The 15725-nt window shown below is 74.0% G+C and carries 19 protein-coding genes; 14 read left to right on the top strand and 5 right to left on the bottom strand.

What is annotated here, in order from left to right; translation table 11 throughout:
* Positions 1 to 414 (top strand): hypothetical protein (locus GA0070562_RS25190; protein ID WP_091426717.1); only part of this gene is annotated, 414 nt, incomplete at its 5' end.
* A gap of 46 nt (positions 415 to 460) precedes the next feature.
* Here the strand turns inward: GA0070562_RS25190 and GA0070562_RS25185 are convergent.
* Entirely contained in the window at positions 461 to 1267 is an 807-nt protein-coding gene (locus tag GA0070562_RS25185; RefSeq protein ID WP_091426714.1) for a DUF3109 family protein, read from the bottom strand.
* Positions 1268 to 1341: 74 nt separating this feature from the next.
* On the opposite strand from GA0070562_RS25185, the gene GA0070562_RS25180 reads away from it, so the two are divergent.
* Positions 1342 to 2286 (top strand): Ppx/GppA phosphatase family protein, encoded by a 945-nt coding sequence (locus tag GA0070562_RS25180; RefSeq protein WP_091426712.1) that lies wholly within the window; start codon positions 1342 to 1344, stop codon positions 2284 to 2286.
* Positions 2287 to 2361: 75 nt separating this feature from the next.
* The gene (locus tag GA0070562_RS25175; RefSeq protein WP_175438865.1) at positions 2362 to 3168 is read left to right on the top strand and encodes a sugar phosphate isomerase/epimerase family protein; all 807 of its coding nucleotides are present in this window, start codon (positions 2362 to 2364) and stop codon (positions 3166 to 3168) included.
* 6 nt (positions 3169 to 3174) lie between these two features.
* Here GA0070562_RS25175 and GA0070562_RS25170 read toward each other — a convergent pair whose 3' ends face one another.
* The 3 genes from GA0070562_RS25170 to GA0070562_RS25160 are packed head-to-tail and all read right to left on the bottom strand — an operon-like array spanning position 3175 to position 5204.
* Entirely contained in the window at positions 3175 to 3741 is a 567-nt protein-coding gene (locus tag GA0070562_RS25170; protein ID WP_018787720.1) for a CGNR zinc finger domain-containing protein, read from the bottom strand.
* A 19-nt stretch (positions 3742 to 3760) separates the two neighbouring features.
* Positions 3761 to 4927 (bottom strand): glutathionylspermidine synthase family protein, encoded by a 1167-nt coding sequence (locus GA0070562_RS25165; RefSeq protein WP_091426710.1) that lies wholly within the window; start codon positions 4925 to 4927, stop codon positions 3761 to 3763.
* Between the two features lies 1 nt (position 4928).
* Positions 4929 to 5204 (bottom strand): hypothetical protein, encoded by a 276-nt coding sequence (locus GA0070562_RS25160; protein ID WP_225853304.1) that lies wholly within the window; start codon positions 5202 to 5204, stop codon positions 4929 to 4931.
* Positions 5205 to 5322: 118 nt separating this feature from the next.
* On the opposite strand from GA0070562_RS25160, the gene GA0070562_RS25155 reads away from it, so the two are divergent.
* Positions 5323 to 6243: a proline dehydrogenase family protein gene (locus GA0070562_RS25155; RefSeq protein WP_091426705.1), complete on the top strand. Its 921-nt coding sequence runs from the start codon at positions 5323 to 5325 to the stop codon at positions 6241 to 6243.
* Position 6244: 1 nt separating this feature from the next.
* Here GA0070562_RS25155 and GA0070562_RS25150 read toward each other — a convergent pair whose 3' ends face one another.
* Positions 6245 to 6649, bottom strand: coding sequence for a VOC family protein (locus GA0070562_RS25150; RefSeq protein WP_091426703.1), 405 nt, complete (start codon positions 6647 to 6649; stop codon positions 6245 to 6247).
* Positions 6650 to 6724: 75 nt separating this feature from the next.
* Between GA0070562_RS25150 and GA0070562_RS25145 the strand changes: the two genes are divergently transcribed.
* The 10 genes from GA0070562_RS25145 (at position 6725) to GA0070562_RS25100 (ending at position 15688) form a co-directional block, all read left to right on the top strand.
* On the top strand, positions 6725 to 7519 hold the full coding sequence (locus tag GA0070562_RS25145; RefSeq protein ID WP_091426699.1) for an alpha/beta fold hydrolase: 795 nt from the start codon (positions 6725 to 6727) through the stop codon (positions 7517 to 7519).
* Positions 7512 to 8081 (top strand): TetR-like C-terminal domain-containing protein, encoded by a 570-nt coding sequence (locus GA0070562_RS25140; RefSeq protein WP_091426694.1) that lies wholly within the window; start codon positions 7512 to 7514, stop codon positions 8079 to 8081. The genes GA0070562_RS25145 and GA0070562_RS25140 overlap by 8 nt, the downstream gene beginning before the upstream one ends.
* On the top strand, positions 8078 to 8413 hold the full coding sequence (locus tag GA0070562_RS25135) for a YrdB family protein (protein ID WP_091426692.1): 336 nt from the start codon (positions 8078 to 8080) through the stop codon (positions 8411 to 8413). Before GA0070562_RS25140 ends, GA0070562_RS25135 begins: the two co-directional genes overlap by 4 nt.
* 116 nt (positions 8414 to 8529) lie before the next feature.
* Positions 8530 to 10269: a hypothetical protein gene (locus GA0070562_RS25130; RefSeq protein WP_091426689.1), complete on the top strand. Its 1740-nt coding sequence runs from the start codon at positions 8530 to 8532 to the stop codon at positions 10267 to 10269.
* Between the two features lie 29 nt (positions 10270 to 10298).
* Positions 10299 to 11693, top strand: a complete 1395-nt coding sequence (locus GA0070562_RS25125) for an efflux RND transporter periplasmic adaptor subunit (RefSeq protein WP_091426687.1) — start codon at positions 10299 to 10301, stop codon at positions 11691 to 11693.
* On the top strand, positions 11690 to 12577 hold the full coding sequence (locus GA0070562_RS25120; RefSeq protein ID WP_091426684.1) for an ABC transporter ATP-binding protein: 888 nt from the start codon (positions 11690 to 11692) through the stop codon (positions 12575 to 12577). The genes GA0070562_RS25125 and GA0070562_RS25120 overlap by 4 nt, the downstream gene beginning before the upstream one ends.
* On the top strand, positions 12574 to 13758 hold the full coding sequence (locus tag GA0070562_RS25115) for an ABC transporter permease (RefSeq protein WP_091426681.1): 1185 nt from the start codon (positions 12574 to 12576) through the stop codon (positions 13756 to 13758). The genes GA0070562_RS25120 and GA0070562_RS25115 overlap by 4 nt, the downstream gene beginning before the upstream one ends.
* Positions 13759 to 13960: 202 nt before the next feature.
* Positions 13961 to 14170: a helix-turn-helix domain-containing protein gene (locus GA0070562_RS25110; protein ID WP_013288759.1), complete on the top strand. Its 210-nt coding sequence runs from the start codon at positions 13961 to 13963 to the stop codon at positions 14168 to 14170.
* Positions 14171 to 14391: 221 nt separating this feature from the next.
* Positions 14392 to 14493, top strand: a complete 102-nt coding sequence (locus GA0070562_RS25105) for a 30S ribosomal protein bS22 (RefSeq protein ID WP_007465623.1) — start codon at positions 14392 to 14394, stop codon at positions 14491 to 14493.
* Between the two features lie 121 nt (positions 14494 to 14614).
* The gene (locus GA0070562_RS25100) at positions 14615 to 15688 is read left to right on the top strand and encodes an NAD-dependent epimerase/dehydratase family protein (RefSeq protein ID WP_091426679.1); all 1074 of its coding nucleotides are present in this window, start codon (positions 14615 to 14617) and stop codon (positions 15686 to 15688) included.
* Positions 15689 to 15725: the final 37 nt, after the last annotated feature.

The raw sequence follows: 15725 nt of genomic DNA, 5'->3' as shown, positions 1-15725 counted from the left end.
CAGGGCACCCAGTCCCACATCGACCTGAACGACGAGCAGACCGCCAACGTGAAGGCGATCATCGCGGCGACGAAGAAGGCCGGCATGGACGAGCGTGCCGCGGTCGTGTCGATCGCCACGGCGTTGCAGGAGTCGAAGCTGGAGAACCTCGGTCACCTCGGTGACCGTAACGATCATGACTCGCAGGGCCTGTTCCAGCAGCGTCCGTCCAGCGGGTGGGGCACGGTGGAGCAGATCACCGACCCCGAGTACTCGACCACGGCGTTTCTGAAGGGTCTGAAGCAGGTCGACGGCTGGCAGGACATGCCGCTGACCAAGGCCGCCCAGACCGTCCAGGTCTCCGCCTACCCGGACCACTACGCCCAGTGGGAGCAGCAGGCCGCCGACCTCGTAGCCGAACACTGGAACAAGTAAGCGAGACAGTGAAAAGGCCGGCACCCCGAACCCGGGGTGCCGGCCTTCACTCGCTTGCGGGGTGCGGGGCGACCTGACCCTGGCGCTGCCGGGCGGCGCAGAGTTCGGCCAGCTTCGCGTACGCGGGCGCGCCGATCAGCGCGGTCAGCTCCGGGCCGTACGAGACGTACATCGGCTCGGCGCCGACGTGCGCGTCGGTGGAGGAGGTGCACCACCAGTCGAGGTCGTGCCCGCCGGCGCCCCAGCCGCGCCTGTCGAACTCGGCGAGCGTGGAGATCAGCACCTTCGTGTTGTCCGGCCGCTTGTGCCACTCCTGGTCGCGGCGTACCGGCAACTGCCAGCAGACGTCCGGCTTGTACTCCAGGGGGTGCACCCCGTCGCGCAGCGCCTGGGCGTGCAGCGCGCAGCCACCACCGCCGGCGAAGTCGGCGTCGTTGAGGAACACGCAGGGGGCGTCCACGTCGCGGGTGGCCGTACGCCGGGCCGGGGTCTTGCCGTCGACAGTGTCGTTCTCGGTCCAGTTCTTGAACCCGCGCCGGAAGTGCTGCCACGTCTGCGGCGTCAGCCGCTTCACCGCGGCACGGACCCGCTTCTCGTCGTCGGAGTCGGTGAAGAACGCGCCGTGCGAGCAGCACCCGTCGGCGGCGCGTCCGGCGACGATGCCGTGGCAGCCCTGGCCGAAGATGCACGTCCAGCGGGACAGCAGCCAGGTCAGGTCGGCGCGGACGACGTGCTTCGGGTCGGCCGGGTCGACGAACTCGATCCACTCCCGGGGAAAGTCCAGCCCGACCTCGCGGCTGCGCGGGTCCTCGGGGTCGTCCACCAGCACGTGAAGCTCGATCTGCCCTGTCACTCGGACCAGCGTACGCGCGGTGACCCCGCCCGGCCGCCGAGCCGACGAAACGTGTTGGCCCTAGGGTCTTTCCCATGCGACTGGGTGTCCTCGACGTCGGTTCCAACACGGTGCACCTGCTGGTGGTCGACGCCCACCACGGCGCGCATCCGTGGCCGGCGCACTCGGAGAAGGTGGTGCTGCGGCTGGCCGAGCAGATCGGGCCGGACGGCGCGCTCACGGTCGGGGGCGCGGACGGCCTGGTCAAGGCGGTCGGCATGGCTCGGGCGGCGGCGGACGGGCTGGGCGCCGAGGATCTGCTGGCGTTCGCCACGAGCGCGGTCCGCGACGCCACGAACGCCGCCGACGTGCTGGCCCGCGTCCGCGACGAGACGGGCGTACGCCTGGAGGTGCTCTCCGGCGCGGACGAGGCGCGGATGACGTTCCTGGCGGTGCGGCGGTGGTTCGGCTGGTCGGCGGGCCGTCTGCTGGCGATGGACATCGGCGGCGGCTCGCTGGAGCTGGCCGCGGGGATCGACGAGCACCCGGACGTGGCGATCTCGCTGCCGCTCGGCGCGGGGCGGCTCAGCCGGGAGCGGCTCGCCGTGGATCCGGCCGGCACGGCGCCGCCGTCGGCCGGGGCCGTGGAGGAACTGCGGGCGTACGTGGACGCGCAGCTCGACCCGGTGGTGGAGCAGTTGACGGCGGTGGGCTGGGAGCGTCCGGTCGCCACCTCGAAGACGTTCCGCATGCTGGCCCGGCTGGCCGGCGCCGCGCCCTCCGGTGCGGGGCTGTGGGCGCGGCGCAGCCTGACCCGTACCGGGCTGCGGCAGGTGCTCGGGTTCATCAGGCACATCCCGCCAGCCCAGTTGCCCGAGCTGGAGGGGGTCAGCGCGCAGCGGGCGCACCAGCTCCTCGCGGGCGCGGTGGTGGCCGAGGCGGTGATGCGCCGCCTCGACGTGGACTGCGTGGACATCTGCCCGTGGGCGCTGCGGGAGGGCGTCATCCTGCGCCGGCTGGATCAGCTCGCGCCGATGTGACCGTACGAGCGCTCTGGGTTGCTTTGCGGTTGCTCGTCCCGATGCTTGCTGGCGCTTGGGGCTACCCTCGAAGGCGTGACCTACCGCGTTCCGGTGCTCCTGTCCACGTCCTCGGTCTTCCCCGAACGGACCGCGGCGGCGTTCCAGCTCGCCGCCGAACTCGGCTACGACGGCATCGAGGTGATGGTCTGGACCGACCCGGTCAGCCAGGACGCGGGCGCGCTGCGCGGCCTCGCCGAGCACTACGGCGTCCCGGTGCTGTCGGTGCACGCCCCCTGCCTGCTCGTCACCCAGCGGGTGTGGAGCCCCGACCCGTGGGAGCGGCTGCGTAGGGCCGCCGAGCTGGCCGAGACGCTGGAGGCGCCGACCGTCGTGGTGCACCCACCGTTCACCTGGCAGCGTGACTACGCGCGCACCTTCGCCGACGGGCTCGACACCATCGCCGGGCAGTTCGGCGGCCTGCACTTCGGGGTGGAGAACATGTACCCGGTGCGGATGGCCGGGCGGCAGTTCGTCCCGTACGCACCGGGCTGGGATCCGACCGAGATCGGGTATGCCTCGTACACGCTGGACCTGTCGCACTGCGCGGCCTCGCACACCGACGCGATGGCGATGGCCGACCGGATGGGTTCCGGGCTGGCGCACGTGCACCTGGGTGACGGCACCGGCGAGGGCCGCGACGAGCACCTGGTGCCCGGTCGCGGTGGTCAGCCCTGCGCGGAGATGCTCCGCTCGCTGGCCGGGCGAGGCTTCACCGGCTCGGTCGCGGTCGAGGTGACCACCCGGGGCGCGAAGAGCCGCGCGGTCCGCGAGGCGGACCTGCGGGAGTCGCTGGAGTTCGCCCGGGCCAACCTGACCGCGCCTTCCCCGGTCGACGTCTGACCGGGGTCAGCTCACCGGGGACAGCGGCTGCGCCGGGACGGCCTGCTCGCCGACCGCTGCGCGCTTGCGCGCCCGATGCGCCGCCACGTGCGAGCGGGTGGCGCAACGCTCGGAGCAGAACCGCCGGCAGCAGTTGGACGAGGTGTCCAGGTAGACGTTGCCGCAGCGGTCGTCGGCGCAGACGCCGAAGCGGGCGCTGCCGTACTCGCAGAGCCACACCGACAGGCCCCAGACCGCGCCGGCCAGGTATTCCGAGGAGACCGAGGCGCCGCGGCTGGTCACGTGCATGTGCCAGTCCGAGGAGTCGTGGCCGGAGATGCGTGGCTGCACCGGGAACGCCTCGAGCAGCGCGTTCAGCTCCGCCACCGCCTCGTTGTCCCGGCCCGAGGTGCCGTACTCGAAGACGTCCCGGAGGCGCTTCTGCGCCCGCCGGAAGATCGCCAGGTCCCGTTCCGCGACCTCGTCGCGCATCCAGCCCTGCTCGTCCGAGAAGACGGCCCGCAGGCCGTCCAGGTCGTCCAGCCGGGCGTTGACGAGCTCGACCCCGGTCCGGGCGTACGCGTCGAAGTTCACGACACCAACGGTAGACGACTCAGAGCACACGCGGTGCGTCGATGTAGTGGGGCAGGAACCGCGCGTAACCGTCAGTGATGAGGCTCTCGCTCTCGCGTACGCCGGCGCCGGCCGACTCGCCGTCCACGATCCAGCTGCCGAGCACCGTCCGGTTGCCCTCGAACTCGGGCAACGCGCGGAACTCCTGGAAGCAGAAGCCCTCGTCGCCGTAGATCCCCGGGTTGGTGATCTCCGTGTCGCCGGTCACGATGCGTACCGAGCCGCCCTCCCGGCCGAGCAGCGGCTTGGCCACGTACTCGGTCATGCCACGCGGCGAGTCCAGGTACGCGGGGAGCAGGTAGTCGTGCCCCGGGTACATCTCCCAGAGCACCGCCAGCAGCGCCTTGTTCGACAGCAGCAGCTTCCAGGCCGGCTCGACCCAGGTGGTGGGCGTGCCCGGGTCCAGCGCCGGCCGCCCGTACGGCTCGGCCAGCATCCACTCCCACGGGTAAAGCTTGAAGCAGGTGGTGATCGGCCGGTCGTCGGCGTCGACGAAGCGCCGTCCGTCCCAGCCGACCCGCTGGATCGGCATGAGCGTCACGTCCAGCCCGGCCTGGCGGGCCGTCTCGGCCAGATAACCGGCGGTGATCTGGTCCTCGCCCGACTCCTCCTCGTCGGACCAGAGCACGTGCGCCCGGGGCTCGTGCAGCCCGGCGCCGATCTTGGCCCAGGCGCCGACCAGCCGTTCGTGCAGGCTGTTCCACTGGTCGGCGTCCGGCCGCGTGTGCTCCAGCCAGTACCACTGCACGATGCTCGCCTCGACGAGCGCGGTCGGGGTGTCGGCGTTGTACTCCAGCATCTTCGGCGGCCCGCTGCCGTCGTACCAGAGGTCGAACCGGCCGTAGAGCGTCGGCGGGGACTCGCGCAGCGAGCGGGCGACCGCCTCGGCGGCCCACTCGGGGATGCCGAACTCGGCGTACCGGCGGCGGGCCACCACGTGCTCGGCGGCGGCCACCGACATCCGGTGCAGCTCCTCCGTGGCCTCCTCCAGCCGGAGCACCTCCTCCAGCGTGAACGAGTACGCCGCCGTCTCGTCCCAGTACGACATGATCTCGCCGTCGGGCAGCTCGGTGTCGACGTACACCAGGCCCTGGGCCCGGATGGTCTCGTCCCAGCCGGGGCGCGGCGTGCTCGCCTCGCGGCGCACGTCAGCCGCCGCAGGAGGCGAGGTGGGTGCCGAAGCCGCCGCGCTCGGGCAGCGCGGCGGTCGGGGCGGGCTCGCCGCGCGCGGCGGTGGCCGGCGCGGGGACACGCAGGGCGACCGCGACGGTGTCGCCGCCCCCGCCGGCCGGCCCGAGCGCGCAGTCGTCATCGTCGTCGTCGTAACCGTTGTTGCAGCCGGAGAGCGCGAGGGCCAGCGCGGTCAGCGCGCCGAGCTGCACGGAGGCCGAGCGGAGCCGGCGCCGGGGGTGTCGTCGATCCACGTGAACGTTGTAGCCGATCCCCGCCAGCCGTGGGTGCCCGGCCCGGGCCGCGGGGCGGGAGGGAGTGGGCCTCGGACGCACCCGGCGGGGGCCCGGTGGTGAGCGTTACGCTCGGCTCATGCTCCGTTCCGTCATCCTCGCCGCCTCCCGGTCTTCCCAGGTGGAGCGGCTCGTCGCGACGGCCCCGTTCACCCGGGACGTCGTCCGCCGGTTCGTCGCCGGCGCCGCCACCGACGACGCGCTGCGCGCCACCCGCGAGCTGGTCGCCGACGGCCAAGCGGTCACCCTCGACTACCTGGGCGAGGACACCACCACCCCGGAGCAGGCGAACGCCACCCGGGACGAGTACCTCACGCTGCTGAGCGGCCTCGCCGCCGCCGGGCTCACCCCGGCCGCCGAGGTCAGCGTGAAGCTGTCCGCGCTGGGCCAGATGTTCGACGAGCAGCTCGCGTACGACAACGCGCGGGCGATCTGCGCGGCGGCCGACGCGGCGGGCACCACTGTCACGCTGGACATGGAGGACCACACCACCACCGACTCGACGCTGGACATCCTGGCGAAGCTGCGCAAGGACCACCCGGGTACGGGCGCGGTGCTCCAGGCGTACCTGCGGCGGACCGAGTCGGACTGCCGGGAGCTGGCCTCGGCCGGGTCGCGGGTGCGGCTGTGCAAGGGCGCGTACAAGGAGCCGGAGTCGGTGGCGTACCAGTCCGCCCGCGAGGTGGACAAGTCGTACGTGCGCTGCATGAACGTGCTGATGTCCGGCGACGGCTACCCGATGCTCGCCACGCACGACCCGCGGCTGATCGCGATCGGCGAGGACCGGGCGCGCTGGTTCGACCGCGACCCGGGGCGGTTCGAGTTCCAGATGCTCTACGGCATCCGCCCGGAGGAGCAGCAACGTCTGGTCGGCGAGGGCTACACGGTGCGGACCTACGTGCCCTACGGCGACCAGTGGTACGGCTATCTGATGCGCCGGCTCGCGGAGCGCCCGGCCAACCTGGCGTTCTTCGGCCGCGCGGTGCTGTCGAAGAAGTGAGTCAGTCGTTCGACCAGGCCCGGGTGCACAGCACGAGGCGGTAGCCGTCCGGGTCGGCGAACGTGACACCCCACCTGTCCCAGTACGGGCCGGCGGAGACCCTGGTCCCGCCGGCTCGTTCCATTCTCGGGACCAGTTCGTGGTCGGCCGGGCCGTCGAGGTAGAGCACGAACAGGTCCTCCCCGGTGGGACGCGGCTCGACCGTGAGCGTCGAGCCGCCGACCAGTTCCAGGTGCCAGCCGGCCCCGGGCAGGCCGAGCATCACCAGGTCGTGCTCGTCCGCGTGACCGCCCTCGCTCCGGTAGAGCACGTCCAGGCCCAGCCCTTGCGTCCAGAAGCGTTCGGCGGCGGCGAGGTCGCGGCTCGGGCGGGCGAGGCGTACGTGGGTGTCGGCGGTGATCGGCATGCCGGGATCGTGCGCTCTCGCCTCGGGTTGAGGTCAAGCTTGACGAGTTTGGCTAATGATATTAGCTTTACGGCTATGACGGTTAGCCAGGTGGCGCGGGACGGCGGCACGATCGCGTACGAGGTGCACGGATCGGGGCCGCTCGTGGTCCTCGCGCACGGCATGGGGGAGAACCGGGCCGCCTTCCGGCACCTGACGCCCCGGCTGGTCACGGCCGGCTACCGGGTCGCCCCGGTCGACGTACGCGGGCACGGCGACTCCAGCCCGCACTGGCCCACGTACGCCCCCGAACAGGTGGGCGGCGACCTGCTCGCCGTGGTGCGGGCGCTCGGCGGCGGCCCGGCCACCCTGGTCGGCAGCTCGTCCAGCGCCGCCGCGGTGGTCTTCGCCGCCGCCGAGGCGCCGGAACTGGTGAGCGGGATCGTGCAGGTCAGCCCGTTCGTCGGCACCCCGAAGCCGAACCCGTTGATGCGGGTCGCGCAGGCCGCCGTACTCCGTAGTCCCCGCCTGTTCGGGCTGTTCCACCGCACGCTGTTCCCGTGCGGGCGCCCGGCGGACGACGCCGCGTACCGCAGGGAGCTGGTCGCGAAGCTGCGCGGGCGGATGGCCGCGGTGCGGGGCGTGGTCGCGCCGGCCGACCCGCACTGGACCGCGCGGGCACCCGAGGTACGCCGGCCGGTGCTGGTGCTGATGGGTACGAAGGACCCGGACTTCCCCGACCCGGGCGCCGAGGCGCGGGCCGCGCGCCGGCTGTTCGCCGTCGCCGAGGCACGCATGATCGCCGACTCCGGCCACTACCCGCACGCCGACCAGCCCGACGCCACCGCCGCCGACCTGGTCGATTTCCTGGCGGTGACGGCCGGTGCCTAGGGCCGGCCTGACCCCGGCGACTGTCGTGCGGGAGGCCGCCGTGCTCGCCGACGAGGTCGGTTACGACCGGCTGACCCTGGCCGCGCTCGCCGCCCGGCTCGGCGTCGCGCTGCCGAGCCTCTACAAGCACGTCCGGGGCGTGGACGCGCTGCACCAGAAGCTCGCCGTGCTCGCCACCGCCGAGATCGCCGACGTGCTCACGGCCGCCGCCGCGGGCCGCTCCGGTGGCGACGCGTTGCGCGCCGTCGCCGCCGCCTACCGGGCGTACGCGCGGCAGCACCCCGGCCGCTACCCGGCCGCGCAGCGGGCGCCCGACCCGGCCGACCCCGAGCACCTGGCCGCCGGAGAACGCGCGGTCGGCGCGGTCCGGGCGATCCTGCTCGGGTACGTCCTCGACGGCGACGCCGCAACCGATGCCATCCGGATGTTCCGGGCTGCCGTGCACGGCTTCGTCGCGTTGGAGGCGGCGGGCGGATTCGGGCTGCCCCGCGACACCGACCGCTCCTTCGACCAGCTGATCGCGGGACTGGACCGCGCCTACCTCTCCTGGGGGAACCGATGACCGCGCTGCTGCTGGGCGTGATCTTCCTGCTGGAACTGGCCCTGCTGGGCTCGGCCGGGTACTGGGGCTTCACGCTCGACGCCGGCTGGCCGGTACGCCTGCTGGTCGGACTCGGCGCGCCGCTGGTGGTCGCCGTGGTGTGGGGGCTGTTCTGCTCGCCGCGTGCCGCCGTGGCGCTGCCCGACCCGGCCAAGCTCGCCGTCCAGGCCGCCTGCTTCCTGACCGGCGGTCTGCTGCTGGCCCTGGCCGGGCACGCCGTACCCGGCGTCGCGCTGGTGGCCCTCTGGGCAGCCGACAAGACCGCGCTGACGCTGACCGGCACCCCGATCTGAGAGATCTTGGTACGAACCGGCCCCTATCAGGGCGCTTTCGTACCAAGATCTCGGGGCGAGGCGGAACAGCGGCGGGACTCTTTCCCGGAACGCCCGATTGGTCGTACCCTTCGCCGGTGACCGACGGCGACGAGCAGCCTCCCGGCCGGACGACGGACGGCGACGAGCCTCGTTCCACCGGCAGCACCACCCCGGGCGCCGCCCCCGTCGCCGACGTGGATGCCGCCGACGCAGCCCCGTCGTCGGCGGACCGCGCCGACGCCGCACCCCGGCCCGCCGACGACGCACCGGCGGGCGACGGCGAACCCGCGCCCGGGTCGAGCGAGAACGCCGGCAACGCGCCCGATGTCAGCGACCCGGCAGCGGACGCCGGCCCGCCGCCGCGCCCGACCGGGGCGACCGAGGCGGACGCGGACCCACCCTCCCGCCCGGCCGGGGCCCTTGAGGTGGACGCGGACCCGCCGTCACATCCCGTCGCACCCCCGGTCGCGGACACGAGTCCGCCGCCACATCCCGTCGCGGACACGAATTCATCGCCGTACCCCGTCGCGGTACCCGCGCCGTACCCCGGACCGCCGGCGCAGCCGGGCCAGGCGGGGACGCGGACGGTGCGGTCACGGCGGCGGTGGCCGCTCTGGACCGCGCTCGGGCTCGCGCTCGGCCTGGTGGCGGGCACCGTGCCCGGCGTGCTCCTGCGGGGGTCGGCACCGGACGCGGCCGGCCGCCCGGCCGCGAAGGGCGACCCGGGCACGGCGGCCCAGCGGCGGCTCGGCGAGCGGATGCTCGCGCAGCTGGACCGGCAGGCCACCGCGCTCGTCGGCGCCGACCGGGCCGGCTTCCTCGCGATCGCCGAGCCGGCGGCCCGGCCGGCGCTGAGCCGCCGGTACGCGGCGCTGCGGGCGCTGCGGGTCACCACCTGGCGGCCGGCGGCCGACGGGGTGCCGGCGGAAGTCGGCGAGCGGCCGGGGGAGTGGCGGTTCGTCGTGACAGTCGGCTACTGCTTCGTGGTGCCGGACTGCGCGCCGAGCACAGTGGAGGTGGGCACGCGCTGGCGGCTGGCGGGGGAGGAACCCCGGCTGACCGCTGTGGACCCGTCGTCGACGGACCCGGCGGGCGTGCGCCCGTGGCAGGTGAACGACCTGGCGGTGGCGGTCGGCAAGCGGGTGGTGGTGGCCACCACGCCGGGCCAGCGGGGCAAACTGCCCGGCCTGCTCGCCCAGGCCGAGACCGCCGCCCGGACCGCGGACCGGTACGCGATCGGCGGCCGGCCGCCGGACCGGTACCTCGTCTACTACGCCGGGAAGGGCGAGTGGCAGCGCTGGTACGGCGGCGGGCGGCCGAAGTGGACCGCCGGTTACGCGGTGGGCGTCGGGGGCGGACGTCACGACGTCGTGCTCAACGCCCAGATCGTCACCCCGGCCGGCATCGACGACCTGCTCCGGCACGAGCTGACCCACGCGGCCTCGCTGCCCGACCGGGGCTACGCCGACCGCGCGGACTGGTGGCTGGTGGAAGGGCTGGCCGAGTACGCCGGTGCCGACGGGCAGCCCGTGCACCGCTACGACGGCCTGGCCGAGGTGCGGGACCTGCTGCGCGGCGGGTGGTCCGGGCGACTGGACGCGGTGGCGCCCGCCGACGACGCGAGCGACGACCGGGTCGGCGGCGCGTACGGCGTGGGCTATCTGGCCGTGCGGCATCTGGTCGACAGGTACGGCGAGCAGCGGATGCTGGACTTCTACCGGGCCGTGGTGCACCAGGGCCGGACCCCGGAGCAGGCCGCCGACGAGGTGTTCGGCGACCCGTGGTCGATGCTGCACGACGACTGCGTCGCCTACGTGCGGGCCGTCGTCGGCTGACACGTCGACGCCTGTCGACGGGTCGTAGCATGGGCCGGGTGGCCCGCACTCTCTCGCCGCGGCTGCCCGCGGCCCGCCGCCCCCGTCTCGTCACCGTAGTGCTCGCCGTCGTCGCGCTGACCGGCCCGACCGCCGCGTCCTGCGGCGACGACGCCCCGGCGGTCACCGTCGCCGAGGTGGGCCGCGCGCCGGTGAGCGAGGTGATCGACGCCCCCGCCACGGTGACCGCGCGGGCCGCCGCCACCCTCACCGCACCCGCCGACGGCACGCTTGCCCGCCTGCGGGTCCAGCCGGGGCAGCGGGTGACCCGGGGGCAGGTCCTCGCGGTGATCGACTCGCCGTCGGCCCGGGACCGCCTGGCGAAGGCGCGGGACGCGCTGCGTGCGGCGAAGCGGGCCGGGCGGGGCGCCGGCACGGGCGACCTTGGCGGCAGCCGGCGCGGCACCGACCGGGCCGCCGACGAGGCGTTCGCCACCGCCCGCGCCGCCGCGGGCAAGGTCGGCGACCCGCAGGTACGCGCCGCGCTGCTGCTCCAGGTCCAGTCGGCGCAGCGGCAGTACGAGTCGGCCGCCCGCGCCGCCGACCGGGCGGTCGCCCAGGTGCAGCGCGGGGTCGCCGGCCTGAACAGCGCCGTCGGCGCGCTGTCGGCCGCGCAACGACTCCAGGCCCAGCAGGCGTACGACCTGGCGAAGGCGACTGTGGACGCGCTGACGTTGCGCGCGCCGATCGCCGGTGTGGTGCAGCCGGGCGGCACCCGGGCGGCCTCGGCCGACCTGGCCGGGCTGCTCGGTGCGGCAGGTGGCGCGGCGGTGCCCGGTCTCGACCCGTCGGCGCTCGGCACGGGCGGGCAGAGCGGCCCGCCACCGGGGGTGGACGACGCGATCCCGGCCGGTGGCCGGGTCACCGCCGGCACCCCGGTGCTCACGGTCGTGGACGTCGGCCGGCTCGGCCTGCTCGCCGAGGTGGACGAGACCGACGTGCTGCTGGTCCGGGCCGGGGTTCCCGCGTCGGTCGAGCTGGACGCGGTGACCGGCGCGACGTACGACGCGACGGTGCGCTCGGTGGACGTGCTGCCCACCAGCTCGGCCCGGGGCGGCGTCACCTACCGGGTCCGGCTCGATCTCGGTGCCGGACGGATGGGTGAGGCCGAGGCGGCCCCGGCGCCCCGCCCCGGCATGAACGCGGTGGTGCGGCTGCGGGTGCGGGAGGCCACCGACGCGGTGGCGGTGCCGGCGTCGGCGGTGTTCTCCACCGACGGGCGGGACGCCGTCTGGGTGCTGCGGGACGGCCGGGCCGACCGGGTGCCGGTGACGGTGGGCGTACAAGGGCAGGACCTGGTGCAGATCGTCGACGGCGTACGGGCCGGTGACCGGGTCGTGGTGCGCGGCGCCGACCAGGTGCGCGACGGCCAGGAACTGCCGTGACCGTACCGGCGGTCGAGGCGGTCGACGTCTGGCGCACGTACGAGCTGGACGGGGTGTCGGTGTCCGCGTTGCGCGGGGTGTCGCTCACCATCGACCAGGGTGAGTACGTGGCCGTGATCGGGCCGTCCGGCTCGGGCAAGTCGACGCTGATGCACCTGCTCGGCGGGCTGGACCGGCCCAGCGGCGGCCGGCTGGTGATCGGCGGCCGGGACGTGACCACGCTCACCGCGCCGGAGCTGGCGACACTGCGCAACGAGACGATCGGTTTCGTGTTCCAGGCGTTCCACCTGCTGGCCCGTACGTCGGCTGTGGACAACGTGGCGTTGCCGCTGGTCTACCGGGGTGTCGGGGCGCGGCAGCGGCGGGAGCAGGCGGCGGCGATGCTGGGCCGGGTCGGGCTCGGCCACCGGCTGCACCACCGGCCCAACCAGCTCTCCGGCGGCGAGCAGCAGCGGGTGGCGATCGCCCGGGCGCTGGTGACCGAACCGGCGGTGCTGCTCGCCGACGAGCCGACCGGCAACCTGGACAGCGCCACCGGCGAGGCGGTGCTGGAGCTGCTGGAACGGCTGAACGCCGAGTCCGGGGTGGCGCTGGTGATGGTGACCCACGACCAGGAGGTGGCCGCCCGGGCACACCGGCGCATCGCGGTACGGGACGGGCTGATCCGGTCCGACAGCCTTCATGATCGACCGCCGTCGGACGGCTCCGGCGTACCTGCGACACTGGACCCCGCTCCCAGCGCGGAGCCCCGGTCCGCGTCCGGAAGCGGTCCGGGGCACCCGCCCGGTGGCCCCGGTGGCGCCGCCGGTGCCACCGGGCGCCTTCCGCGGGCCGAGGAGCGGCCCCGGCCCTCGGGCCGCCTTCACCGAGGCGACGCCGGATGAGGCTGGCCGAGGCGTGGCGGGTGGCGTCGGACGCGCTGCGGGCCAACCGGATGCGCAGCCTGCTGACCATGCTCGGGGTGATCATCGGGGTGGCCTCGGTGGTGATCCTGGTGGCCATCGGCACCGGCACGAAACAGCAGGTCGAGCAGCAGGTCGAAGGGCTCGGCTCGAACCTGCTGCTCGTGGTGCCGGGCCGGATCGAGGTGGGGAACGCGCCGGTTGTCTCGCCGCTGGACCTCAGCGACGCCGACGCGGTCTCCCGGGTGGTCGGCGACCCCGGCCGGGTCGCCGTCACGGTGGCCTCCGGCGCTACCGCGCGGGCCGGCAACCGTTCCGACTTCACCACCGTGCAGGGCGTCCTGGAGACCACCCCGTCGGTGTTCACCCGGTCGCTGTCGCGGGGCCGCTATCTCACCGGGGCGGACGTGGACACCAGCCGCCGGGTGGCGGTGCTCGGCGACTCGGTGGCCCGGGCGCTCTTTCCCGACCGTGACCCGCTCGGCCAGCAGGTCACGCTGGCCGGCGTGCGGTTCCGGGTGATCGGCGTCTTCGCCCCGCTCGGGCAGAGCCTCGGCGTGGACCGGGACGACGAGGTGCACGTACCGGTGACGGCGGCGCAACGGCTGTGGGGCACCCAGCGCATCGACGGCATCGCGGTGAAGGCGCCGGACCGGGAACGGATCGACGAACTCGGTGACCGGATCGTGGCGGAGCTGTCCCGCCGGCACCCGGACACCGAGTTCAGCGCCGTCACCCAGCGGCAGATCCTCGGCGTGCTCGGCGACATCCTGGGCGTGCTGACCGGCGTGCTGGCGGCCATCGCGGGCATCTCGCTGCTGGTCGGCGGCGTCGGCGTCTCCAACATCATGCTGGTCTCGGTACGCGAGCGGACCCGCGAGATCGGGCTGCGCAAGGCGGTCGGCGCCCGCCCCCGCGACATCGGCGTGCAGTTCCTGCTGGAGGCGGTGCTGCTCACCTCGGTCGGCGGCCTGACCGGGATGGCGCTGGGCGTGGGCGCGGCCCTGCTCGTGGACGCGTTCTCGCCGATCCCGGCGGCGATCACCTGGTGGTCGCTGGCGCTGGCGTTCGGCGTCTCCGCGGCGGTCGGCATCGTCTTCGGCGTGGTGCCGGCGCAGCGGGCCGGACGGCTCGACCCGGTGGTGGCGCTGCGCGCCGAGTAGCCGGATCGGACGAGACACCCGTCCGGGCGAAAAAGCCCTGGTGGACATCGGGTGAACGGCTGTCCCGCCATGATCAAAGGGTGGAAGGGATCGCGCAGGTCACAGCCGTCCCGCTACCGTACTGGTTACACGCGCGTCGCTCGTCGAGGCGGGAGCACCTGCCCGGTGACACGCGCCGGGCACGGGAATGGGTCGGTGAGCCATGGCCGGGTCGCAGTCCGACGCACGGCTGTCGGATGTCAGGTTCCTGACCGTCGCCGAGGTGGCGACGGTCATGCGGGTCTCCAAGATGACCGTCTACCGCCTGGTGCACAGCGGTGAGCTGACCGCGGTACGGGTCGGCCGGTCGTTCCGGGTGCCCGAGCACGCCGTGCACGAATACCTCCGGGGCGCCTTCCAGGAGTCCGCCTGACCACTCGGCGGAGCGGTCCGCCGAGTGCGACGAAAAGGGGCATCGACGGGGGCGCGTTGGTCCTGCTGACGCACTCCGGTTAGGCTGGGCCACGACCGTGATCGCCCTCTGGTGTGCCCTGCCCACCACGCTGGTCCGGTCCGTTGTCCGCAAGCGGTCAGGGCGCCACCGGCGGTGGTGTCCTCCGGTCCGCCCCGAACGTTGCATCGAAAGGCTGTCGTATGGGCTCGGTGGTCAAGAAGCGCCGCAAGCGCATGGCTAAGAAGAAGCACCGCAAGCTGCTGCGCAAGACCCGCGTCCAGCGTCGCCGTCTCGGCAAGTGACCGGGGGCCGGGCACTGGCCCGGCCGCCGGCACCACTTGCCAACTGTCGACCCTCGGAGGCTCAGGTGATCAGGCCGTGGACGTCCCGGCTCGATCCCGCCTGTCGCGCTAGGCGCACGACATGACCCCCGGTGACACCTCCGGTGCCCCGGGGGTCGTCGTCGTCACCGGGGTCGGCCGCTGGCTTGGCGCCCACGTGGCCGCCCGGCTCGCCGCCGACGAGCGGATCGAGCGCGTCATCGGGGTCGACCCGGCACCACCCAACCCCGAGTTGGCCGACCTGCTCTCCGACGTCGAACTGATCCGCCTCGACCTCGACTCGCTCGGTGGCCTCCTGCTCGACCTCGACGTCGACACGGTGGTGCACCTGGCGCTCGTCACCGCCCCCGACCCGCAGCAGGGCGGCCGGGCGGGGATGAAGGAACAGAACGTCATCGGCACCATGCAGTTGCTCGCCGCCGCGCAGCGCGCGCCCCGGCTGCGCAAGCTCGTGGTCCGCTCGTCCACCGCCGCGTACGGGGTGTCGTTCCGCGATCCGGCCGTCTTCACCGAGGAGACCGAGCCGCGCGAGGTGCCGCGCGGCGGTTTCGGCCGCGACATCCTCGACATCGAGGGGTACGTCCGCGGGTTCCGCCGCCGCCGGCCCGACGTCACCGCGACGGTGCTGCGTTTCGCGCCGTTCATCGGGTACGCCGCCGACACCACGCTCACCCGCTACTTCTCCCAGCCGGTGGTGCCCACCGTCTTCGGCCGCGACCCGCGCCTGCAGTTCGTGCACTTCGACGACGCGCTGGAGGTGCTGCACCGGTCCGTCGCCGAGGACCACCCGGGCACGTACAACGTCGCCGGGCCGGGGGTGCTGTCGCTGTCGCAGGCGATCCGCCGGGCCGGCCGGGTGGCGGTGCCGGTGCTGGAACCGGGCCTGGCCGGGGTCGCCGCCATCGCCCGCAGTCTGGGCTTCGGCGGGTACGGCCTGGACCAGGTGGACCTCTTCGTGCACGGCCGGGTGGTGGACACCAGCCGGCTGGAGCGGGAGTACGGCTTCACGCCCCGCTCGACCGCCGCCGCGTTCGACGACTTCATCCGAGCCCACCACGGCGGCGTCGTGGTCACCCGGGACCAGCTCGCCGCGGCCGAGCAGTTGGTGCTGGAGAGCATCCGGCAGGTCCGGTCGACCGTACGGGAGCGTTCGTGAGCAGCCCGGAGGAGCGGCGTGACGCGCGCTACGACGT

Origin of the sequence: Micromonospora tulbaghiae (assembly GCF_900091605.1) — a bacterium.
In the GTDB taxonomy this organism is placed as follows: domain Bacteria; phylum Actinomycetota; class Actinomycetes; order Mycobacteriales; family Micromonosporaceae; genus Micromonospora; species Micromonospora tulbaghiae.
The sequence above is the reverse complement of the archived record's forward strand: the minus strand, read 5'-3'. Positions and strand labels throughout refer to the sequence as shown.